The sequence below is a fragment of the Dryocola baronae genome (assembly GCF_051297175.1).
Classification (GTDB): domain Bacteria; phylum Pseudomonadota; class Gammaproteobacteria; order Enterobacterales; family Enterobacteriaceae; genus Dryocola.
Map to the genome: position 1 here is coordinate 531,159 of NZ_JBINNY010000001.1, position 21,537 is coordinate 552,695.

At 58.5% G+C, this 21,537-nt stretch carries 16 protein-coding genes; 13 read left to right on the top strand and 3 right to left on the bottom strand.

Features of this window, described 5'->3' with window-relative positions; genetic code table 11:
- The first annotated feature begins 211 nt into the window (after nucleotides 1-211).
- The 3 genes from tamA to ACSPHG_RS02510 are packed head-to-tail and all read left to right on the top strand — an operon-like array spanning nucleotide 212 to nucleotide 6,065.
- Nucleotides 212-1,945 (top strand): autotransporter assembly complex protein TamA, encoded by a 1,734-nt coding sequence (gene tamA, locus ACSPHG_RS02500; protein WP_435951916.1) that lies wholly within the window; start codon nucleotides 212-214, stop codon nucleotides 1,943-1,945.
- Nucleotides 1,942-5,718, top strand: coding sequence for an autotransporter assembly complex protein TamB (tamB, locus tag ACSPHG_RS02505; RefSeq protein WP_435951918.1), 3,777 nt, complete (start codon nucleotides 1,942-1,944; stop codon nucleotides 5,716-5,718). The genes tamA and tamB overlap by 4 nt, the downstream gene beginning before the upstream one ends.
- Before the next feature lie 2 nt (nucleotides 5,719-5,720).
- The gene (locus ACSPHG_RS02510; RefSeq protein ID WP_435951920.1) at nucleotides 5,721-6,065 is read left to right on the top strand and encodes a gamma-glutamylcyclotransferase family protein; all 345 of its coding nucleotides are present in this window, start codon (nucleotides 5,721-5,723) and stop codon (nucleotides 6,063-6,065) included.
- 163 nt (nucleotides 6,066-6,228) lie between these two features.
- On the opposite strand, the gene ppa is transcribed toward ACSPHG_RS02510, so the two are convergent.
- Nucleotides 6,229-6,759 carry an inorganic diphosphatase gene (gene ppa, locus ACSPHG_RS02515; RefSeq protein ID WP_202306494.1) on the bottom strand — a complete coding sequence of 177 codons (531 nt, stop codon included), beginning with the start codon at nucleotides 6,757-6,759 and terminating at the stop codon, nucleotides 6,229-6,231.
- A gap of 295 nt (nucleotides 6,760-7,054) precedes the next feature.
- On the opposite strand from ppa, the gene ytfQ reads away from it, so the two are divergent.
- From ytfQ to ACSPHG_RS02540, 5 genes are all read left to right on the top strand, one after another.
- Entirely contained in the window at nucleotides 7,055-8,011 is a 957-nt protein-coding gene (gene ytfQ, locus ACSPHG_RS02520) for a galactofuranose ABC transporter, galactofuranose-binding protein YtfQ (protein ID WP_435951921.1), read from the top strand.
- 119 nt (nucleotides 8,012-8,130) lie between these two features.
- Nucleotides 8,131-9,630: a galactofuranose ABC transporter, ATP-binding protein YtfR gene (gene ytfR, locus ACSPHG_RS02525; RefSeq protein WP_435951923.1), complete on the top strand. Its 1,500-nt coding sequence runs from the start codon at nucleotides 8,131-8,133 to the stop codon at nucleotides 9,628-9,630.
- Nucleotides 9,631-9,643: 13 nt separating this feature from the next.
- Complete coding sequence (ytfT, locus tag ACSPHG_RS02530) at nucleotides 9,644-10,666, top strand: galactofuranose ABC transporter, ATP-binding protein YtfT (RefSeq protein WP_435951924.1); 1,023 nt, start codon at nucleotides 9,644-9,646, stop codon at nucleotides 10,664-10,666.
- Complete coding sequence (yjfF, locus tag ACSPHG_RS02535) at nucleotides 10,659-11,660, top strand: galactofuranose ABC transporter, permease protein YjfF (protein WP_435951925.1); 1,002 nt, start codon at nucleotides 10,659-10,661, stop codon at nucleotides 11,658-11,660. The genes ytfT and yjfF overlap by 8 nt, the downstream gene beginning before the upstream one ends.
- A gap of 97 nt (nucleotides 11,661-11,757) precedes the next feature.
- On the top strand, nucleotides 11,758-13,311 hold the full coding sequence (locus ACSPHG_RS02540; protein WP_435951926.1) for a methyl-accepting chemotaxis protein: 1,554 nt from the start codon (nucleotides 11,758-11,760) through the stop codon (nucleotides 13,309-13,311).
- Between the two features lie 89 nt (nucleotides 13,312-13,400).
- Here the strand turns inward: ACSPHG_RS02540 and fbp are convergent, their stop codons facing one another.
- Complete coding sequence (gene fbp, locus ACSPHG_RS02545; RefSeq protein ID WP_435951927.1) at nucleotides 13,401-14,399, bottom strand: class 1 fructose-bisphosphatase; 999 nt, start codon at nucleotides 14,397-14,399, stop codon at nucleotides 13,401-13,403.
- A 177-nt stretch (nucleotides 14,400-14,576) separates the two neighbouring features.
- Between fbp and mpl the strand changes: the two genes are divergently transcribed.
- The 5 genes from mpl to ACSPHG_RS02570 all read left to right on the top strand — a co-directional run bounded on the left by mpl (nucleotide 14,577) and on the right by ACSPHG_RS02570 (nucleotide 20,888).
- Nucleotides 14,577-15,944 carry a UDP-N-acetylmuramate:L-alanyl-gamma-D-glutamyl-meso-diaminopimelate ligase gene (gene mpl, locus ACSPHG_RS02550; protein ID WP_435951928.1) on the top strand — a complete coding sequence of 456 codons (1,368 nt, stop codon included), beginning with the start codon at nucleotides 14,577-14,579 and terminating at the stop codon, nucleotides 15,942-15,944.
- A gap of 80 nt (nucleotides 15,945-16,024) precedes the next feature.
- Nucleotides 16,025-17,752, top strand: a complete 1,728-nt coding sequence (locus ACSPHG_RS02555; RefSeq protein WP_435951929.1) for an amidohydrolase — start codon at nucleotides 16,025-16,027, stop codon at nucleotides 17,750-17,752.
- Nucleotides 17,753-17,938: 186 nt separating this feature from the next.
- Nucleotides 17,939-19,282 (top strand): APC family permease, encoded by a 1,344-nt coding sequence (locus ACSPHG_RS02560; protein ID WP_435951931.1) that lies wholly within the window; start codon nucleotides 17,939-17,941, stop codon nucleotides 19,280-19,282.
- Between the two features lies 1 nt (nucleotide 19,283).
- Entirely contained in the window at nucleotides 19,284-19,814 is a 531-nt protein-coding gene (locus ACSPHG_RS02565; RefSeq protein WP_435951933.1) for a GNAT family N-acetyltransferase, read from the top strand.
- 27 nt (nucleotides 19,815-19,841) lie between these two features.
- On the top strand, nucleotides 19,842-20,888 hold the full coding sequence (locus ACSPHG_RS02570; protein ID WP_435951935.1) for a hypothetical protein: 1,047 nt from the start codon (nucleotides 19,842-19,844) through the stop codon (nucleotides 20,886-20,888).
- A gap of 50 nt (nucleotides 20,889-20,938) precedes the next feature.
- Here the strand turns inward: ACSPHG_RS02570 and yjgA are convergent, their stop codons facing one another.
- Nucleotides 20,939-21,490 carry a ribosome biogenesis factor YjgA gene (gene yjgA, locus ACSPHG_RS02575; protein WP_435951936.1) on the bottom strand — a complete coding sequence of 184 codons (552 nt, stop codon included), beginning with the start codon at nucleotides 21,488-21,490 and terminating at the stop codon, nucleotides 20,939-20,941.
- Nucleotides 21,491-21,537 lie beyond the last annotated feature (47 nt).

A 21,537-nucleotide genomic window follows, 5' to 3' on the forward strand; every position in this document is an offset into this window, starting at 1 on the left:
CGATATCGGCAAATTAGGTGACAACCGTTGTGCGGTTGTAACGGGGCGTGTAATTGCAGACAATAACCCCGCGTTATCAGACTACAGTACTTATAAGAATTATTTGGGTGTTTGAGCAGTTTTCAACCCCGTTTGTTGGGGTTTTGTTAAACCGCGGAGCGGTGTAGACGTTACCGATCAGGGGTAGGTACAAGGATATTCAGGAGAAAACGTGCCAAGAATCCGTATTTTATGTCTGGCAAGTTTATGCCTGGCAAGCACGTGGGCGGGCGCTGCCAACGTGCGATTACAAGTGGAAGGATTGACCGGAGAGCTGCAGAAAAACGTTCGTGCGCAGCTCTCAACGATTCAAAGTGACGAAGTGACGCCGGACCGGCGTTTCCAGGCTCGCGTGGATGACGCCATTCGCGGCGGCCTTAAGGCGCTCGGCTACTACGAGCCCACCATCGATTTCGACCTGCTTCCGCCGCCGCCGAAGGGCCGCCAGGTGCTGAAGGTCAAGGTGCAGGCCGGGCCTCCGGTGCTGATTGGCGGCACGGACGTGGTGCTGCGCGGCGGCGCGCGCGAGGACAGCGACTTCCTCGATCTGCTGCACGATCGCCCTAAAATCGGCACGGTGCTTAACCACGGCGATTATGAAAGCTTCAAAAAGAGCCTGACCAACACCTCGGTGCGCAAAGGCTATTTCGACAGTGAATTCCGCAAGAGCCAGCTTGGCGTTTCGCTCGAGCGCCGCCAGGCGTTCTGGGATATCGACTACGACAGCGGCCAGCGTTACCGTTTCGGCGACGTGACTTTCGAAGGTTCGCAGATCCGCGAAGAGTACCTGCAAAACCTCGTGCCCTTCAAAAAAGGCGACTATTACCAGTCGCGTGACCTGGCGGAGCTAAACCGCCGCCTGTCCGCCACCGGCTGGTTTAACTCGGTGGTGGTAGCGCCAGAATTCGACAAAGCCCGCAAAACGAAAATTTTGCCGCTGCACGGGGTGGTTTCGCCGCGTACCGAAAACACCATCGAAACCGGTGTAGGCTACTCCACGGACGTGGGGCCGCGCGTGAAGGCGACGTGGAAAAAGCCCTGGGTTAACTCCTACGGCCACAGCTTCACCACCAGCACCAGCCTTTCCGCGCCGGAGCAGGTTCTTGATTTCAGCTACAAAGTGCCGCTGCTGAAAAGCCCGCTAGAACAGTATTACCTTGTGCAGGGCGGCTTTAAGCGTACCGATCTCAACGATACCGAACAGGATTCCACTACCGTTGCGGTATCGCGCTTCTGGGACATGTCGAGCGGCTGGCAGCGCGCCATCAACCTGCGCTGGAGCCTTGACCACTTTACCCAAGCCAACGTCACCAACACCACCATGCTGCTTTATCCGGGCGTCAGCCTCAGCCGCACCCGTTCGCGCGGCGGCCTGATGCCGACGTGGGGCGACTCGCAGCGCTATTCGATTGACTGGTCCGATACCACCTGGGGTTCTGACGTGGACTTCGGCGTGTTCCAGGCGCAAAACGTCTGGATCCGCAGCCTGTACGACAAACACCGCTTTGTAATGCGCGGCAACCTCGGCTGGATTGAAACCAACAACTTTGAAAAAGTCCCGCCGGACCTGCGCTTCTTCGCCGGTGGCGACCGCAGCATTCGCGGCTACAAGTACAAATCTATCTCGCCGGAAAACAGCGACGGCAAGCTGACGGGGGCGTCCAAACTCGCCACCGGCTCGCTTGAATATCAGTACAACGTCACCGGGAAATGGTGGGGCGCGGCCTTCGTCGATTCCGGCGAGGCGGTGAACGATATTACCCAAAGCAACTTTAAAACCGGCGCCGGTGTCGGCGTGCGCTGGCAGTCGCCGGTCGGGCCAATCAAGCTCGATTTCGCCGTGCCGGTGGGTGATAAAGACGAACACGGATTACAGTTTTACATCGGTCTGGGGCCTGAACTATGAGTCGTTGGAAGAAAATAAGCCTCGCGGTGCTGGTTGTTATTTTACTGCTGATTGGCGCGGTGGGTTTCCTGGTGGGCACCACGACCGGGCTGCATATCGTGTTTAACGCGGCTAACCGCTGGGTGCCGGGGCTGGATATCGGCAGCGTGACCGGCGGCTGGCGCAACCTGACCATCAAGGGCCTGCGCTACGAGCAGCCGGGCGTGAACGTGATGGCCGGTGAGGTAAACCTTGCGCTGAAGCTCGGCTGCCTGCGCGACAGCAGCATCTGCGTGAATAACTTCTCGCTCAAAGACGTCGACGTGGTTATCGATAGCAAAAAGATGCCGCCGTCCGCGCCGGTCGAAGAAGAAGACAGCGGCCCGCTGAACCTCAGCACGCCGTATCCGATTACCCTAAGCCGCGTCGCGCTCAACAACGTCAATATCAAAATCGACGACACCACCGTATCGGTGATGGAATTCACCTCCGGCCTGAACTGGCAGGAACGCAACCTGACGCTGACGCCAACCAACCTCGAAGGCCTGCTGATCGCCCTGCCGAAGGTGGCGAAGGTTGCCCAGGAAGAGGTGGTGGAGCCGAAGATCAACAATCCGCAGCCGGAAGAGCTGCCGCTTGGCGAAACGCTCAAACAGCTGTTCGAGAAGCCGGTGCTGCCGGAAATGACCGACGTGCATCTGCCGCTCAACCTCAACATTCAGGAATTTCGCGGCTCCCAGCTGCGCCTGACCGGCGACACGGATCTGCTGGTGAGCAGCCTGCTGCTCAAAGTCAGCAGTATCGACGGGCACGTTAAGCTGGACGCGCTGGACGTGGACTCTTCGCAGGGGCTGGTGAACGCCACCGGCAGCGCCGAGCTGCGTGATAAATGGCCGGTCGACCTGACGCTGAACACCACGCTGAACATCGATCCGGTGAAGGGCGAAAAGGTAAAAATGAAGGTTGGCGGCGAGCTGCGCGACGTGCTGAAAGTCGGCATTAATCTCTCCGGCCCGGTGGACATGGAGCTTACCGCGCACACCCAGCTTGCCGAAGCGGGCCTGCCGCTTAACCTTGAGGTGGTCAGCAAGCAGCTGTACTGGCCGTTCACCGGCGAGAAAGAGTACCAGGCCGACGATCTCAAGCTGAAGTTCAGCGGCAAAATGACCGACTACGCCCTCTCTTTCCGCACCGCCGTGAAGGGCGCGCAGATACCGCCCGCCACCATCACGCTTGACGGTAAAGGCAACGAGCAGCAGCTCAACCTCGACAAACTGCGTATCGCGGCCCTGCAGGGCAACACCGACCTGAAGGCGGTGCTCGACTGGAGCAAGGCGATCAGCTGGCGCGGCGAGCTGACCCTCGACGGTATCAACACCGCGAAGCAGTTCCCGGACTGGCCCGCGAAGCTCGACGGTTTTGTGAAAACCAGCGGCAGCCTCTACGGCGGCACCTGGCAGGTGGACGTGCCGGAGCTTAAGCTTGCCGGGAACGTCAAACAGAACAAGGTAAGCGTTGCCGGTAAGCTAAGAGGCAACAGCTACATGCAGTGGAACATTCCGGGCCTGCATCTGGAGCTTGGCCGCAACAGCGCCGACGTGAAGGGCGAGCTGGGGCCGAAGGATCTGGCGCTGGATGCGACTATCGATGCGCCAAGCCTCGACAACGCGCTGCCGGGACTCGGCGGCACGGCGAAAGGCACCGTGAAGGTTCGTGGCGACGTCAAAGCGCCGCAGCTATTTGCAGACGTCACCGCCAACAGCCTGCGCTGGCAGGAGTTGTCCATCGCCCGCGTGCTGCTGAAAGGCGACGTGAAGTCTACCGACCAAATCGGCGGTAACCTGAATCTGCGCGTGGAGCGCATCGCGCAGCCGGGGGTGAACATCAGCCTCGTCACGCTCGAAGCGAAGGGCAATGAAAAGCAGCACCAGCTTCAGCTGCGCGTGCAGGGCGACCCGGTTTCCGGGCAGCTGAACCTCAGCGGCGGCTTCGACCGCGCCGAAGAACGCTGGCGCGGCAGCCTGTCCAATACGCGCTTCGAAACGCCGGTTGGCCCGTGGAGCCTGAACCGCGCCATCGCGCTCGACTACCGCAACAAAGAGCAGAAGATCAGCATCGGGCCGCACTGCTGGAACAACCCGAATGCCGAGCTGTGCGTGCCGCAGACCATAGACGCGGGGGCGAAGGGGCGTGCGGTGGTAAATCTCAACCGTTTCGACCTCGCGATGCTCAAACCGTTTATGCCGGACACCACCCAGGCGAGCGGGTCGTTCAGCGGGCGGGCGGATGTGAGCTGGGATGCTGAATCAGAAGGGCTGCCGCAGGGGCAAATCACCCTCAACGGACGCAGCGTGAAGGTGACGCAGGAAGTGAACAACAGCCCGCTGCCCGTCTCGTTCGATACGTTGAACCTTAACGCGGAGCTGAAAAACAATCGCGCGCAGCTCGGCTGGCTGATCCGCGTGGCGAACAACGGGCAGTTCGACGGCCAGGTGCAGATTACCGATCCGCAGGGCCGCCGTAATCTGGCCGGTAACGTCAACCTGCGCGGCTTCGATCTCGCCATCGCGAACGCCATTTTCTCACGCGGGGAAAAGGCTGCCGGTAAAATCAACGCCAACCTGCGCCTGGGCGGCAATCTCGAACGGCCGCAGATGTTCGGGCAGCTACAGGTAAACGGCGTGGATATCGACGGGAACTTTATGCCGTTTGATATGCAGCCAAGCCAGATCGCCATGAATTTCAACGGCATGAACTCCACGCTTGCGGGCGTGGTGCGCACTAAGCAGGGCGAAATCGTGCTGAGCGGCGATGCGGACTGGACGCAAATCGACAACTGGCGTGCGCGCGTGGCGGCGAAAGGGAGTAAGGTACGCATCACCGTGCCGCCGATGGTGCGTCTGGACGTGTCGCCGGATATCGAATTTGTCGCCACGCCAAGCCTGTTCACGCTTAACGGCCGCGTGGATATTCCGTGGGCGCGCATCGTCGTTCAGGAAGTGCCGGAAAGTTCGGTGGGGGTTTCCAGCGACGAAGTGATGCTGGATAAAAACCTGAAGCCGGAAAAACCGCAGACCGCCGGTATCCCGATCAACAGCAACCTGATTATCCACGTCGGCAACAACGTGCGGCTGGACGCCTTCGGCCTGAAGGCTCGCCTGAACGGCGATCTGAAAATGGTGCAGGATCGCCAGGGGCTGGGCCTGAACGGGCAGATTAATATTCCGGAAGGCCGCTTCCACGCCTACGGACAGGATCTGATCGTTCGTAAAGGCGAGCTGCTGTTCTCCGGCCCGCCGGACCAGCCGCTGCTGAATATCGAGGCGATTCGTAACCCGGAAGCGACGGAAAACGACGTTATCGCCGGGGTTCGCGTCACGGGATCGGCGGATGAACCGAAAGCCGAGATATTTTCCGATCCGGCGATGTCGCAGCAGGATGCCTTGTCCTACCTGCTTCGCGGCCAGGGTTTAGACAGTTCCGGCAGCGATGCGGACGCCATGACCTCAATGCTTGTTGGTCTGGGGGTTGCGCAGAGTGGGCAGGTTGTGGGTAAAATCGGCGAGACGTTTGGCGTAAGCAATCTGGCGCTGGATACTGCCGGGGTAGGGGACTCCTCCCAGGTGGTGGTCAGCGGCTACGTGCTGCCGGGTCTCCAGGTGAAATATGGTGTGGGTATTTTTGACTCGTTGGCGACACTGACCTTGCGTTATCGCTTGATGCCTAAGCTATATCTGGAAGCGGTGTCTGGCATAGATCAGGCACTTGATGTGCTCTATCAGTTTGAGTTTTAGCAATGCGAATATTTGTTTACGGCAGTTTACGACGCAAGCAAGGCAACAGCCACTGGATGACCAACGCCCAGTGGTTGGGCGATCACACACAAGAAAATTATGTGCTTTACAGCATAGGTCACTACCCGGGCGCAGTACCGGGCGACGGCGCGATTCTTGGTGAGGTCTACCGTATTGATGCCTCCACGCTCGCCGAGCTGGACGCCCTGCGTTCCAAGGGCGGCGAGTATAAACGCCAGCTCATTCGGACACCGTACGGCAGTGCATGGATGTACGTGTACCAAAGGCCGGTGGATGGACTCACCCGCATTGAAAGCGGAAACTGGTTGGATAAAGACCAGTATTAATCTCTTTGAAAACGTCGTCGGGTGGCGGCTTGCGCCTTACCCGACCTACACGATGTAGGGTGGATAAGCGTAAGCGCCATCCACCGGTTTGCCGGTTGCCTCTACCCACGAAAAAAAACACCGCCATTTGGCGGTGTTTTCACAAGCATGGCAGCAAGAAGAATTACTTCTTAGCAGCGCGCTCGAAGGAGGCAACGATTTCAGCTTTCGCCGCTTCTGCGTTGTCCCAGCCGTCAACTTTCACCCATTTGCCTTTTTCGAGGTCTTTGTAGTGCTCGAAGAAGTGGGTGATCTGCGCTTTCAGCAGTTCTGGCAGGTCGTTCACATCTTTGATGTGATCGTATTCTTTGCTCAGTTTGGTGTGCGGAACCGCAACCAGCTTGGCATCTTCGCCCGCTTCGTCGGTCATTTTCAGCACGCCAACCGGGCGGCAGCGCACGACTGAGCCTGGAGCCAGTGGGTATGGCGTTGGGACCAGCACGTCAACCGGGTCACCGTCTAAAGACAGGGTGTGGTTGATGTAGCCGTAGTTGCACGGATAGAACATCGCGGTAGACATGAAACGGTCAACGAACAGCGCGCCGGTGTCTTTATCAATTTCATATTTGATAGGGTCAGCGTTAGCCGGGATTTCGATAACAACGTAGATGTCTTCTGGCAGATCTTTGCCCGCAGGGACGTTGAGTAAGCTCATGTCTGTTTCCTTTAAACTGGTGTCATTCAAGTGCCCGGTATTATAGCCAACTGGCTTTAAATGTCCTGGACTCTTTTCATCCCTCTTACGCGCTAATCCCCCTTTTCAGAGCACTCCGGCAACGAATATCTCCATAAACACAGCCGTATTTTTAATAAATAAGTGTAAGCGGTTACAGGCTTGCTGAGCAGATGTTCGAATTGTGATGTAACTCATTCTGTTAACCCACGCCTCGACTATGCTTTTTCGAAAAGGTCAGTTTTCACCCAACAATAAACCCTACGAGGATTCACTTATGTGGAAGCGCTTACTTTTGGTCTCAGCAGTCAGTGCAGCAATGTCGTCTATGGCCTTTGCTGCTCCCTTAACGGTTGGATTTTCGCAGGTAGGTTCTGAATCCGGCTGGCGCGCGGCGGAAACCTCGGTGGCGAAGAGCGAGGCCCAGAAGCGTGGCATCACGCTAAAAATCGCCGACGGCCAGCAAAAGCAGGAAAACCAGATTAAAGCCGTACGCTCGTTTATCGCCCAGGGCGTAGACGCCATCTTCATTGCGCCAATCGTCGCTACGGGCTGGGAGCCGGTGCTCCAGGAAGCGAAAGAGGCCAAAATTCCCGTCTTCCTCCTCGACCGTAACATCGACGTTAAAGACAAATCGCTCTACATGACGGTGGTCACCGCCAACAACGTGCTGGAAGGCCAGCTTATCGGCGAGTGGCTGCTTAAAGAGCTGAACGGCAAGCAGTGTAACGTCGTTGAGCTACAGGGTACCGTCGGCGCGAGCGTGGCGATTGACCGTAAGAAAGGCTTTGCCGATGCGATATCCAAAGCGTCGAACGTGAAAATAATTCGTTCGCAGTCCGGCGACTTCACCCGCAGCAAGGGCAAAGAAGTGATGGAAAGCTTCATCAAGGCTGAGAACAACGGCAAAAACATCTGCATGGTTTACGCCCATAACGATGACATGGTTATCGGCGCCATCCAGGCCATTAAAGAAGCGGGCCTGAAACCTGGCAAAGACATCCTGACCGGCTCTATCGACGGCGTGCCGGATATCTATAAAGCGATGATCGACGGCGAGGCGAACGCCAGCGTGGAGCTGACGCCAAACATGGCGGGCCCGGCGTTTGACGCGCTCGAGAAGTTCAAGAAAGACGGCACCCTGCCGGAAAAAGTCACTATCACCAAATCCACCCTCTACCTGCCGGATACGGCTAAAGAAGAGTTAGAGAAGAAAAAATCGATGGGTTATTGATGGGGTTTTCTCCTCACCCTAACCCTCTCCCCAAAGGGGCGAGGGGACTGGATCGAGCGTGGTTTTGATTTTGTTTTCCCCCTCTCCCTCAGGGAGAGGGCCGGGGTGAGGGTGATTTAATGAACATAAACAATCAGGAAATTCTGCGCACGGAAGGTCTGAGCAAGCATTTCCCTGGGGTCAAAGCGCTCGACAACGTGGACTTCAGCCTGCGGCGTGGCGAGATCATGGCGCTGCTGGGGGAAAACGGCGCGGGAAAATCAACGTTAATCAAGGCGCTAACCGGCGTTTACCAGCGCGATAGCGGCAGTATCTATCTCGAAGGCGAGCCGATATCGCCGAAAAATACCGCCCATGCCCAGCAGCTCGGCATCGGCACCGTGTACCAGGAAGTGAACCTGCTGCCCAATATGTCGGTGGCCGACAACCTGTTTATTGGCCGCGAGCCGCGCCGCTTCGGCCTGCTGCGGCGTAAAGAGATGGAAAAACGCGCCGCCGCGCTCATGGAGTCATACGGCTTTTCGCTGGACGTCGCCGAGCCGCTCAACCGCTATTCCGTGGCGATGCAGCAGATCGTCGCGATTTGCCGCGCCATCGATCTTTCGGCCAAAGTGCTGATCCTCGACGAGCCCACCGCCAGCCTCGACGCGAAAGAGGTCGACATGCTTTTTACCCTGATGCGCCAGCTGCGCGATCGGGGCGTCAGCCTGATCTTCGTCACCCACTTCCTCGATCAGGTTTATCAGGTGACCGACAGGATCACCGTGCTGCGCAACGGCGCGTTCGTCGGCACCCGCGAAACCAAAGATCTGCCGCAGATCGATCTGGTGAAAATGATGCTGGGCCGCGAGCTGGAAACCAACGCGCTGCACCGCGCGGGCCGCACGCTGCTGAGCGACAGGCCTATCGCCGCGTTCAAAGACTTCGGCAAAAAAGGCACCATTAATCCGTTCGATCTTGAGGTTCGCCCCGGCGAAATCGTCGGCCTTGCCGGACTGCTGGGATCGGGCCGCACCGAAACCGCCGAGGTGATCTTCGGCATCAAGCCCGCCGACCAGGGCACCGCGACGATCAAAGGCAGGCAGCAAACCCTGGGATCGCCGCACAAGGCATCGAGCCTTGGCATCGGCTTCTGCCCGGAGGATCGCAAAACCGACGGAATAATCGCCGCCGCCTCGGTGCGTGAAAATATTATTCTCGCCCTGCAGGCCCAGCGCGGCTGGCTGCGGCCGATTCCAAAGCGCGAACAGTATGAAATCGCCGAGCGGTTTATCCGCCAGCTCGGTATCCGCACGCCCGGCCCGGATCAGCCGATTGAATTTCTCTCCGGCGGCAACCAGCAAAAAGTTCTGCTTTCGCGCTGGCTGCTGACCCGGCCGCAGTTCCTGATCTTAGATGAGCCAACGCGCGGCATCGACGTGGGCGCGCACGCGGAAATTATCCGCCTGATCGAAACCCTGTGCGCCGACGGCCTGGCGCTGCTGGTTATCTCGTCCGAGCTTGAGGAGCTGGTGGGCTATGCGGATCGCGTGGTGATCATGCGTGACAGGCAGCAGGTGGCGGAGATCCCGCTCGCTGAGCTGTCCGTTTCGGCCATTATGAATGCCATTGCGGCATAAGGAGTAACACGTGATGTCTCGTTCTTTGCCGCAGGCCGACGCGCCGAAGCCGAAGCGCAGCTTCCGCTGGCCGCCCGGCATCCCGCAGCTGATCGCGCTGGTGCTGGTCCTGCTGGTGGACAGCATGGTCGCCAACCATTTCTTCGATATCGTGGTACAAAACGGGCGGCTGTTCGGCAGCCCGATAGACATTCTTAACCGTGCGGCCCCCGTCGCGCTACTGGCGATTGGCATGACGCTGGTGATCGCCACCGGCGGCATCGATTTGTCCGTCGGCGCGGTGATGGCGATTGCCGGGGCGACGGCGGCGACGCTTACGGTCGATGGGCACAGCCTGAGCGTGGTGATCCTCGCCTCGCTCGGCGTTGGCGTGCTGGCAGGGCTGTGGAACGGCATTCTGGTCGCCATCCTCAAAATCCAGCCGTTCGTTGCGACGTTAATCCTGATGGTCGCCGGGCGCGGCGTGGCGCAGCTTATTACCACCGGGCAAATCGTCACCTTCAACTCGCCGAGCCTGTCGTTTCTCGGCAGCGGCTCGCTGTTCTACCTGCCGACGCCGGTGATTATCGCCGTCGCCACGCTTATCGTCTTTTGGCTGTTTACCCGCAAAACCGCGCTCGGCCTGTTTATCGAATCCGTGGGGATTAACATCCGCGCCGCCAAAAACGCCGGGGTGAACACGCGGCTGGTGGTGATGCTGACCTACGTATTAAGCGGCCTGTGTGCCGCTATCGCTGGGATCATCGTCACGGCGGACATTCGCGGGGCCGATGCCAACAACGCCGGGCTGTGGCTGGAGCTGGACGCCATTCTGGCGGTGGTTATCGGCGGCGGCTCGCTGATGGGCGGGCGCTTTAACATCGCGCTGTCCGTGGTGGGTGCGCTGATTATCCAGGGGATGAACACCGGCATTCTGCTCTCCGGCTTCCCGCCGGAGCTTAACCAGGTTGTGAAAGCCGTCGTGGTGATGTGCGTGCTGATCGTGCAGTCGCCGCGTTTTATTGCCCTGCTCAAAGGACTTCGCCGCCATGATTAAACGTAACCTGCCGTTAATGATAACCCTGGCGGTTTTCGTGCTGGGCTACCTCTACTGCCTGACGCAGTTTCCCGGCTTCGCCTCTACCAGGGTGATTTGTAACATCCTGACCGACAACGCGTTCCTGGGGATTATTGCCGTCGGCATGACGTTTGTGATTCTCTCCGGCGGCATCGATCTCTCCGTCGGCTCGGTGATCGCCTTTACCGGCGTGTTCCTCGCCAAGGCGATTGGCTTTTGGGGGCTGTCGCCGCTGGTCGCCTTCCCGCTGGTGCTGCTGATGGGCTGCGCGTTCGGGGCGTTTATGGGCCTGCTCATTGACGCGCTAAAAATCCCGGCGTTTATCATCACCCTCGCCGGGATGTTCTTCCTGCGCGGCCTGAGCTACCTGGTGTCTGAAGAATCTATTCCCATTAACCATCCGATTTACGACACGCTCTCGAACCTCGCCTGGCGCATTCCCGGCGGCGGGCGGCTCAGCGCGATGGGCCTGCTGATGCTGGCGGTGGTGGTTATCGGTATTTTCCTCGCCCACCGCACCCGCTTCGGCAACCAGGTTTACGCCATCGGCGGCAACGCCACCTCCGCCAACCTGATGGGCATCTCGACGCGCAGCACCACGGTGCGCATCTACATGCTGTCCACCGGGCTTGCGACGCTTGCGGGCATCGTCTTTTCCGTTTACACCTCGGCGGGCTACGCGCTGGCGGGCATGGGCGTGGAGCTGGACGCCATCGCCTCGGTGGTGATCGGCGGCACGCTGCTAAGCGGCGGCGTGGGTACCGTGCTCGGCACCCTGTTTGGCGTGGCGATTCAGGGGCTGATCCAGACCTATATCAATTTTGACGGCACGCTTAGCTCGTGGTGGACGAAAATCGCCATCGGCATTTTGTTGTTTATTTTTATAGCGTTACAGCGCGGCCTGACGGTGCTGTGGGAAAATCGCCAAAGCTCGCCCGTCAAGCGCGTTAGCGTGACGGCAACTCGTTCGTAACATATTGAATTAACGAAAATCGTCTAAACTTTCCCCGGTGGCTGCCGATAACTTCCCCACGAGTTATCTAATGATGAAAGCCACCGGGAAGAGAAGCATGCTGAGAAATCTGTCGATTCGTACGGGTCTGCTAACGTTACTGGCAGTGATGACATTTCTGCTGCTGGTCGTCAGCGGCATCGGTATTTTTGCTCTACAACAAAGCTCCAGTTCGCTCGAAAAAATCAACCGCCTGCAGGGCGAACAGATGGTGCGCCTGACCGACGGCTACGTTTCCCTGCTGCGCGCCCGCAACGAGGCGGGGCAGGCGGTTCGCCAGATGGAAATCGGCATGCTGGAGGACGCGGCAAAATCCACCAACACCGTTACCGGCGAGGCGGCCCACGCCCAGCAGCAGATGAAAGCCTTTATCGACAGCGGGGTGGACAGCGAAGAGGGCAATCAGCTGATTAAAAACCTCTCCCAGACCTACGCCGACTATCTCGCTCGTGGCATCACGCCGATGCTGGCGGCGCTTGGCAAACAAAGCCCGGATGACTATTACGATCTGCTGGAAAACGGCCTTATCCCGCTGTCGCAGAAGTTTGACACCGACGTGCAGATCTTCCGCCAGTGGGGCGAACAGCGCGGCAACGACGAAGTGGCCGCCATCCAGAAACAGAAGAAAATTGTGCTGACGCTGATCGTTATCGCCGCGCTGCTGACGGCGGGCATCATCGTGCTGGTGTGGCTGGCCCTGCGCCACCTGCTGCTCAGGCCGCTGGACGAATCCATTGAACAGCTCGAATACGTGGCGGAAGGGGATTTAACCCGTCAGCTGCCTCCGGCGGGCAACAACGAGTTTGGCCGTCTTGCCAGCGCCATCGCCGCGATGCGCAACTCGCTGATGGAGTCGGTGAACCGCGTGCGTGACGCAAGCCTGCAGATTGATACCGGCAGCCGCGAGCTGGCGGCGGGCAACCTGAATCTTTCCCAGCGCACCGAATCCACGGCCACTTCGCTCGAGCAGACGGCCGCCAGCATGGAACAAATCACCGCAACGGTGAAACAGAACGCCGACAACGCCGAGCAGGCGCACAAGCTTGCGAAAGACGTCTCCGACACGGCGGATCGCGGCAGCGAAATGGTCTGCTACGTTATCGAGAAGATGCGCGATATCGCGGGCAGCGCCGACCGTATCGCCGACATTCTTAGCGTTATCGACGGCATTGCCTTCCAGACCAATATCCTGGCGCTGAACGCCTCGGTAGAAGCCGCACGCGCGGGCGAGCAGGGGCGCGGTTTTGCCGTCGTCGCAGGGGAGGTTCGCACGCTGGCAAGCCGCAGCGCCGACGCGGCAAAAGAGATCCGCACCCTCATCTCCGATTCGCAAAGCCACGTCGGCGAAGGGCGCGAGCTGGCGCAGCAGGCGGGCGAAACCATGGACGAAATCGCCGAAGAGGTGACGCGCATGACCAAGCTGATGCGCCAGATTGCCAGCGCCTCGAACGAACAGAGTCACGGTATCGAACAGGTGAATATCGCGGTGAGCCAGATGGACGAGGCGGCGCAGCAGAACGCGGCGCTGGTGCAGGAATCTTCAGCGGCAACCCGCTCGCTGGAAGAGCAGTCCCAGCAGCTGGTCGCGGCGATGGCGACGTTTCGGTGCTAGGCGGCGGATGGCGTTGCACTTATCCGCCCTACGCGATCCACGATCTGTAGGGTGGATAAGCAGCGCGCCATCCACCGAGTTTTTACAACTTAAGCGTCCGGGTACTCGCGGATAAAGCGCTCAACATCATCAACCATATGCTCGTTGCCGACGAAGAACGGACGGCGCTGGTGCAGGGTTTCAGGGATGATATCCATGATCCGCTCTTTACCGTCGCTTGCCTTACCGCCCGCCTGCTCGGCCAGAAACGCCATCGGATTCCCTTCATACAGCAGGCGCAGCTTTCCTTCCGGGTGGCTTGCGGTGCTTGGGTAAAGGTAAATACCACCCTTAAGCAGGTTGCGGTGGAAGTCGGCGACCAGCGAGCCGATGTAGCGCGAGGTGTACGGGCGCTGCGTCGAGCTGTCTTCTTCCTGGCAGAACTTAATGTACTTCTTCACGCCGGTTGGGAAGCGAATGTAGTTCCCTTCGTTGATGGAGTACGTGTTGCCCTTTTCCGGGAAGCGCATGCGCTCCTGGCACAGGCAGAACACGCCCAGCGACGGATCGTAGGTAAAGGCGTGAACGCCGCAGCCGGTGGTATAAACCAGCATGGTAGAAGAGCCGTAAACCACGTAGCCCGCGGCGACCTGCTTGTTACCCGGCTGGAGGAAATCCGCCTCGGTAACCGGCGAGCCAACCGGCGTAATACGGCGATAAATAGAGAAAATGGTGCCAACGGAGACGTTGACATCAATGTTAGATGAGCCGTCGAGCGGGTCCATTAACACAACGTATTTAGCGTGCTCGGCTCCTTCAAAAACGACGATATCGTCTTCTTCTTCGGAAGCGATGCCCGCCACGATCCCTCGGGCCTTCAGTGCTGCTTTGAGTTTTTCATTCGCGAACAGATCGAGCTTTTGCTGCACCTCGCCCTGCACGTTTTCAGCGCCGCTGGCACCCAGGATATCGACTAGTCCGGCCTTGTTGATATCGCGGTGGATGATCTTGGCACCCAGCTTTATTGCCGACAGTAAGGCAGTGAGCTCGCCGGTTGCGTGGGAGAACTCGTGCTGCTTCTCAACAATAAATTCACCTAACGTTTTCATAAACACTTTCCCTGCATGTTTCAGTTGGATAAAGCGGTTGCAACAATCCTAACAAATTTTCAACTAGACGCGCTCAGGTGAATCGCGCCAGCAAAGTAAGGAATATCCCGAAATACACTTCTTACCCGACGACCATGCGGGTAGAATGTGCGCCAAACAGAGAAAGGATAGTTTTGTATGCGCATTCATATTCTAGGAATTTGTGGCACGTTTATGGGCGGTCTGGCTATGCTCGCTCGTGCGTTAGGCCACGAAGTTACCGGCTCGGACGCTAACGTTTATCCACCGATGAGTACCCTGCTTGAAGAGCAAGGCATCTCCCTGATTCAGGGTTACGATGCGGCCCAGCTCGACCCACAGCCTGATTTAGTGATTATCGGCAACGCCATGACGCGCGGTAACCCGTGCGTGGAAGCGGTGCTGGAAAAGAGCATTCCGTACATGTCCGGCCCGCAGTGGCTGCATGATTTCGTTCTGCGCGACCGCTGGGTTATCGCCGTGGCGGGAACGCACGGTAAAACCACCACCGCCGGTATGGCGACCTGGATCCTGGAAGCCTGCGGCTACAAGCCGGGCTTTGTGATCGGCGGCGTGCCGGGCAACTTCGACGTCTCAGCGCGCCTGGGCGACAGCCCGTTCTTCGTGATTGAAGCCGACGAATACGACTGCGCGTTCTTCGACAAGCGTTCCAAATTCGTGCATTACTGCCCGCGCACGCTGATCCTCAACAACCTTGAATTCGATCACGCGGACATCTTCGACGACCTGAAAGCCATTCAGAAGCAGTTCCACCACCTGGTGCGCATCGTGCCGGGGCAGGGCAAAATCATCTGGCCTGAGAACGACGCCAACATCAAACAGACCATGGCGATGGGCTGCTGGAGCGAGCAGGAGCTGGTGGGTGAACAGGGCCACTGGCAGGCGAAGAAACTCACCCCGGACGCATCCCGCTGGGAAGTGTACCTCGACGGCGAGCGCGTGGGCGAAGTGAACTGGCAGCTGGTTGGCGAACACAACATGCACAACGGCCTGATGGCGATTGCCGCCGCGCGCCACGTTGGCGTGACCCCGGCAGACGCCGCGAAGGCGCTGGACACCTTCGTTAACGCCCGCCGCCGCCTTGAGCTGCGCGGTGAAGCCAACGGCGTGACGGTGTATGACGATTTCGCCCATCACCCAACCGCGATTCTGGCCACCTTGTCCGCCCTGCGCAGCAAAGTGGGCGGCACCGCGCGTATCCTCGCCGTGCTTGAGCCGCGTTCCAACACCATGAAAATGGGCCTGAGCAAAGACGACCTCGCGCCGTCGCTGGGCCGCGCCGATGAAGTGTTCCTGCTCCAGCCGCCGCATATTCCGTGGCAGGTTGTGGAAGTGGCGGAAGCCTGCGTGCAGCCCGCACACTGGAGCGCGGACGTCGACACGCTGGCGGACATGGTGGTGAAAACCGCGCAGCCAGGCGACCACATCCTCGTGATGAGCAACGGCGGCTTCGGCGGCATTCATCAGAAGCTGCTGGACGGCCTTGAGAAAAAAGCCGCTCAATAAATATACGACTATGATGTACTCATGCCAGCCAGGGTTGCCGGGCTGGCATTTTTTTTATCTCCATCCAACGGGCTGAAAAAATGACTGCAAACACCCAAACCGTCGATGTGATCTACTACAACGGCATTCTCTATACCGCTGACCAGCATGATTCCTTCTGCCAGGCCATGGCGATAGGCAAGGGTTATATCGTCGCCGTCGGTGACGATGAAGAGGTTCTGCGCCACGCCACGCCGGAAACCGAGCTTATCGACCTGCGCGGCAAAGTCATGCTGCCCGGTATTATCGACAGCCACATGCACCCCTTCTGGGGCGGTAAACAGCTGCGCGGCTGCAACCTGAACTACGCGGCGCTCTCCGTTGAAGAGACGCTGGCCATCATCCAGAAGCACATTGATAACGACCCGTTCAGCGGCGAAAGCGACTGGCTGGTGGTGCGCGCGTGGCAGCGCCAGGCCATGACGCCGGTAGGCGCGGACATGAGCCGTATCGCGCTCGACACGCTGAAAACGCAGCGCCCGGTCGCGCTGTTTGCTAACGACTGCCACACCCTTGCCGCCAACAGCCGGGCGCTGGAAATGCTCGGCATCGACGAAAACACGCCGGTGCCGGCTGACGGTAAAATCGCGCGCGATGAAGCGGGCCGCCTGACCGGGATTCTGGAAGATGCGCCGGCGATGCGCGCCTTCGACAGCATTCCTTCCGGCACGCCGGAGCAGAACGTGCAGATTGCGGCCCACGTCCAGCAGGTGCTCAACGAGCAGGGCGTCACCACCGTAATGGACACCCGCGTATTTGCCGAGCAGCTCGAAGCCTTTGCCGTTCTGCGCGATCGCGGCGAGCTGACCGTGCGCATGCTGGGCGCGAAAGAAGTCACGCCGGACAGCGTAAACGGCCCGCAGGATGCCGCCCGCGCCATCAACGAAATCGCCGAATTTAACCGCAGCTGGAACGACGCCGAGTGGACGCCAGCGCCGGGCTTTGGCCTGACGCACGTGAAGTTCTTCGTCGACGGCGTATTGCAGCCGCCAACCATGACCGCCTCGCTGCTGGAACCCTATCGCGAGAACATCGGCACGCACGATGCCCCGAACTGGCAGCCGAGCGAGCGCTACGGCGACCTCTACTTCACCGCGCCGGTATTAGACGCCCTGATGGTGGAATGCGGCCGCGCCGGTATCCATCCGCATATGCATACCGTGGCGGATGGTGCCATTGAAATGGTGCTGAACGCGGTTGAGAAAATGCGCGCCGAAAACCCGGGCAAAGACGTGCGCCCTGGGCTTGCGCATAACGAGCTGGTTGCGCCACACCAGTACGAACGCTTCGCCACACTCGGCGCGACCGCCGTGCTCTCCTACCAGTGGGGCGGCCTGCCGGGCGTGCTGATTGATGAAGAACGCGAAATGCTGGGCGAAGCGCGCTTTGCGCACATGGAGCCTGCGGCCCGCTTCCTCGACGCCGGGGCGCGCCTTGCCTACGGCAGCGACTGGCCGATTGACCGTCTGGACGAATGGTACAACCTGCAGGTGGGCATGACCCGTCGCGCGTGGGACAGCGAAGGCAACCCGGCGGGGCCGCGCCTCGACACCGACCGCGACCTGACGCTCATCGAAACCCTGCGTTCCGCCACCATCGACGCGGCCTATATGATTGCCCGCGAGCGCTATATCGGCTCGCTGGAAGTTGGCAAGCTGGCAGACGCCATCGTGCTGGAAAACAACCTGTTTGAGCAGCCGGTTGAGACGATTTACCGCACGAAGGTGATTCGTACGCTGGTGGGCGGGAAGGTCGTTTACCAGGCCTGATGTAGCGGGGCGGATGGCGCTGCGCCCGTCCGCCCTGCGCGCCACTTCTCTGGCGTTAATTAACTGGAAAGAATAACCGCTTTTCAAAGCTGCAACTCGTGTGCCAAAATCCGCCGTTTTCTAAATTCCCCTGCCGCGTGCAGGACGACCAATCGGTGCTTTGTTTCACCAGGAGATGATAGGGTAATGCCACAAAATATTCAGTTGCGAAGAGTCCTCAAAACGCCGGCGCTGGTCGCCTTTGGCCTCGCTTATATGGTTCCGCTGGGCGTCTTTACGACCTACGGCCAGGTAACGGTACTCAGCCACGGCCACCTGCCAATCGCCTATCTGCTCACGATCGTCACCATCCTGTTTACTGCCTTGAGCTACTGCCGCATGACCAGCGCTCTACCGCTGGCGGGCTCGGCGTACTCTTACGTGCAGCGCAGCTTTGGCGGCAAAATTGGTTTCCTGGTCGGCTGGGCGCAGATCCTTGATTACCTCTTCCTGCCAATCCTTAACTACCTGGTGTTGGGGATTTTCCTGCATGAAGCTTTCCCGGCTATTCCCGCCCCGGTATTCGTGGTGGCGTCGATTGCCTCGGTAAGCCTGCTGAATATTTTGGGCGTACGCCTGATGACCTCGGTGAACTTTTCTCTGATCGCCGCGCAAATGGTGTTTATCGTGCTGTTTATCGCGCTGTCGTTTAGCCAGGCCGATTTAAGCCCTGAAGCGCTGATGAAGCCGCTGCTGGTGGGGGCGGGCGACTTTGCGGGCCTGCTGTCCGGCGCGGCGGTGCTGTGCCTCGCGTTCCTCGGTTTTGACGCAATCGCCACCATGGCGGAAGAAGCGGACGACGCCAAACGCACCCTGCCGCGCGCCATTTTGATCACCGTGATTGTCGCCGGTGCGATCTTTATGGCCGTCTCCTACGCGGCGCATATCGTTTACCCGGACTGGCAGTCGCTGATCCCGGTGCAGGATACCGCGAGCCTCGTGGTGTCTGAAAAGGTCGGCGGCAAATGGATGTATAACTTCTTTATGGCGGCCTACCTGACGGGCGTTTACGCCTCGGCCATGACCGCGCAGACCGGCGTTTCGCGCATCTTCTACGCCATGGGCCGTGAAGGCGTGCTGCCGCGTAAAATCTTCTTCAATCTGCACAAGAAATTCCACACGCCGTACCGCGCGATTCTGTTCGTCGCGACCATCTCCCTGTCCGCGCTGTTCCTGGACCTCGGGCTGGTAGTGTCGATGATTAGCTTCGGCGCGCTCGGGGCGTTTACCTTCGTGAACCTGAGCGTGGTAAAACACTTCCTGATTAACGAAAAACGCCGCGGCACCGGCGCGATGATAAAATACGGGCTGCTGCCGATTATCGGCTTCGTGATGTCCGTGTGGCTGTGGACCAACCTCGAGCGCGACGCGATGATCGTGGGCCTGGTATGGTTAGCGATTGGCTTTGCTTATCTGCTCTACCTGACCAACTTCCTGCGCAAACAGCCGCCTTCTGTTGACTACGACGATATAGCGCATCTTATTGATTAATATGTTAACGATTAAACGCATTACCGGAACGGACGCCGAATGGTTTGCGGAAGTGGACGCGCTGTACGAAAGCGCGTTTCCCTTTCATGAAAAACGTGAACCCGAGGCAAAAGCCAGCGCGCTGAAAAACGACCGCTACGCCCTGCAGGCGTGGTTCGACGGCGAGCAGTTTATCGGCATGATAGGCGCGTGGCGCTTTGACGGCTTCACCTACATCGAACACCTGGCGGTAAACGGTACGCTGCGCGCGCAGGGATACGGCAAACGGATGCTGAGCCAGTTTTTGCAGATGCATCCGCTGACTATTCTTGAGATCGACCCGCTGACCACCGAAATAGCCCACAAGCGCCTGCGCTTTTATCAAAGCCTGGGCTTTTGTGAAAATGACTATGCGCATTATCACCCGAGCTACCATGTCGGCACGCCGGACCATGACCTTATCGTGCTGAGCTATCCGCAAAAGATTAGCGAGGCGCAGTACGAAAGGTTTAACGAGGCGCTGCGAAGGGTAGTTATGGAAGTGGCGCTGTAAAAGAGTATTGATGGAATTAAGGAAGATATGTTTTCAAAATCAAAGGATGATTTTTTTCTCGTCACGTCTAAAAACCGGCACCTGAGCACGCTTAACGCGGTGGCGAAGGGCCTTAGCCGCGCTCACACTCTTGAGGAGCGCCAGCCGATCCGCCATGACGTGAACTTCAACAGTATCCATAAAACGCTTCAGGATTCCTGGCTCGCGGCGGTTATTCTGCGCAACTCGGACGTGTTCGGCGATATGGTTTACGATCTCGTTGAGCGCTTCTCGTCTATTTATCTTGCTGATTTAAAAGACGAGATATTCATGGATTTTGTCTGTGATATTCGCGCTGACGTCAGCACCGAAGGCCAGTTCGGCAAAATCCCCGCGCACCGCGTGGAAGAAATTATCCGCAGCAAAGAGCGCAGCGCGGAGGTCTTTGCGCAAAAGATTTCCATCCTCCGCGCGATAGGCGCCATCGTGATTAACTACGCCCGCGCGGACGTCGCCGCCTATCACTTTTTATTTAAGCATTACAAAAGGCCGGTTGACGCGCTCGTCGATAAAAATCGGCCATCGGATCTGTTTACCGTGCGCGGGAGAAGCGGGCTAGTCTCGTCGGCGACGCGCAGCGATCTTGGCATCCTCACGGGCGAAACCTATCGGCGTCTGAATGACGAAATGAAAAGGCTGCTCACGGTTAACGGCCTGTCAGGAAAGCGCCCGCTGTTCCGCCCGCGCATCAACGAACGCCTGCCTAACGGCAGGCCGGCATTTGTGGAACGCATGTTTGACCGCGACGAGCCGGTGGTCGCTTCTATATCCGGCAGCACCGCCTGTATTTACGTTGCCGCAGAGATTCTCAATCCGTCCATGACCGCGCACCATTTGCAGCAGCTCACCGCGTCGGCGATTGGCCTGCTGGTGGGCGGCGGCTATCACTCGGTAAGCGAAGTGAAGTACGTCCGGCTGCCGCATTTTGACTGCCAGAATTACGTTGAGGGCGAAATGCGCAAACACGGCAAAGAGCAGGAAATGGGGGAATATAAGCGGGTATTGCAGGAAAGCCTGTCGCGTTTCCCAGGGTGAGGTGATTTCAGGGGGAACTCTCCACCCGCAGCGTGGTGGAGAGATAACGGCTAGTCCTGGCTTTCGGCCAGCTCGCGCAGATAAGAGAAAATCTGGCGATAAGATTTTGGCGGCTTGTTGGCTGCCTTTTCTTTTTGCGCGTTGCGGATCAGCACGCGCAGCTGCTGGCGGTCGGCTTCAGGGTAGAGGCGTAGCACTTCGGTCATCGCCTCGTCGCCTTCTTCCACCAGACGGTCGCGCAGGGCTTCCAGCTTGTGGAACAGCGCAACCTGCTGGTTGTGGCGGTTCTTCAGTTTGTCCAGCGCCTGGCGGATAGGGTCCATGTCGCGCGAACGCATCATTTTACCAATCAGCTGCACCTGGCGGCGGCGGCCTTCTTTTTTGATCTTCTGCGCAAGCTCAATGGCGGCGCGTAAATCATCATCCAGAGGGATTTTGTCGAGCGCGTTTTTGCCCAACTCCATCAGCTCCATACCGAGGCGTTTTAGCTCTTCGGCATCGCGTTTAATTTCGCTTTTACTGACCCAGATAATCTCATCATCATCGTCTTCATTTTCGTTATCGGGTACGTCATCGAGCCAGTCATCGGGCTGCTTAGTCATATTAGGCTCCTTAAAAAAAGTGGCTAATTCTACCAGTAAAGCCTGTT

Bases quoted from the DNA above. Each gene is read 5' to 3' on its own strand.
- ACSPHG_RS02540 (WP_435951926.1), top strand. From the start codon at position 11,758: ATGCTGAGAAATCTGTCGATTCGTACGGGTCTGCTAACGTTACTGGCA.
- yjgA (WP_435951936.1), bottom strand. From the start codon at position 21,490: ATGACTAAGCAGCCCGATGACTGGCTCGATGACGTACCCGATAACGAA.
- yjfF (WP_435951925.1), top strand. From the start codon at position 10,659: ATGATTAAACGTAACCTGCCGTTAATGATAACCCTGGCGGTTTTCGTG.
- ytfQ (WP_435951921.1), top strand. From the start codon at position 7,055: ATGTGGAAGCGCTTACTTTTGGTCTCAGCAGTCAGTGCAGCAATGTCG.
- ACSPHG_RS02555 (WP_435951929.1), top strand. From the start codon at position 16,025: ATGACTGCAAACACCCAAACCGTCGATGTGATCTACTACAACGGCATT.
- ACSPHG_RS02570 (WP_435951935.1), top strand. From the start codon at position 19,842: ATGTTTTCAAAATCAAAGGATGATTTTTTTCTCGTCACGTCTAAAAAC.
- tamB (WP_435951918.1), top strand. From the start codon at position 1,942: ATGAGTCGTTGGAAGAAAATAAGCCTCGCGGTGCTGGTTGTTATTTTA.
- ppa (WP_202306494.1), bottom strand. From the start codon at position 6,759: ATGAGCTTACTCAACGTCCCTGCGGGCAAAGATCTGCCAGAAGACATC.
- mpl (WP_435951928.1), top strand. From the start codon at position 14,577: ATGCGCATTCATATTCTAGGAATTTGTGGCACGTTTATGGGCGGTCTG.
- ACSPHG_RS02510 (WP_435951920.1), top strand. From the start codon at position 5,721: ATGCGAATATTTGTTTACGGCAGTTTACGACGCAAGCAAGGCAACAGC.
- ytfR (WP_435951923.1), top strand. From the start codon at position 8,131: ATGAACATAAACAATCAGGAAATTCTGCGCACGGAAGGTCTGAGCAAG.
- fbp (WP_435951927.1), bottom strand. From the start codon at position 14,399: ATGAAAACGTTAGGTGAATTTATTGTTGAGAAGCAGCACGAGTTCTCC.
- ACSPHG_RS02565 (WP_435951933.1), top strand. From the start codon at position 19,284: ATGTTAACGATTAAACGCATTACCGGAACGGACGCCGAATGGTTTGCG.
- ACSPHG_RS02560 (WP_435951931.1), top strand. From the start codon at position 17,939: ATGCCACAAAATATTCAGTTGCGAAGAGTCCTCAAAACGCCGGCGCTG.
- ytfT (WP_435951924.1), top strand. From the start codon at position 9,644: ATGTCTCGTTCTTTGCCGCAGGCCGACGCGCCGAAGCCGAAGCGCAGC.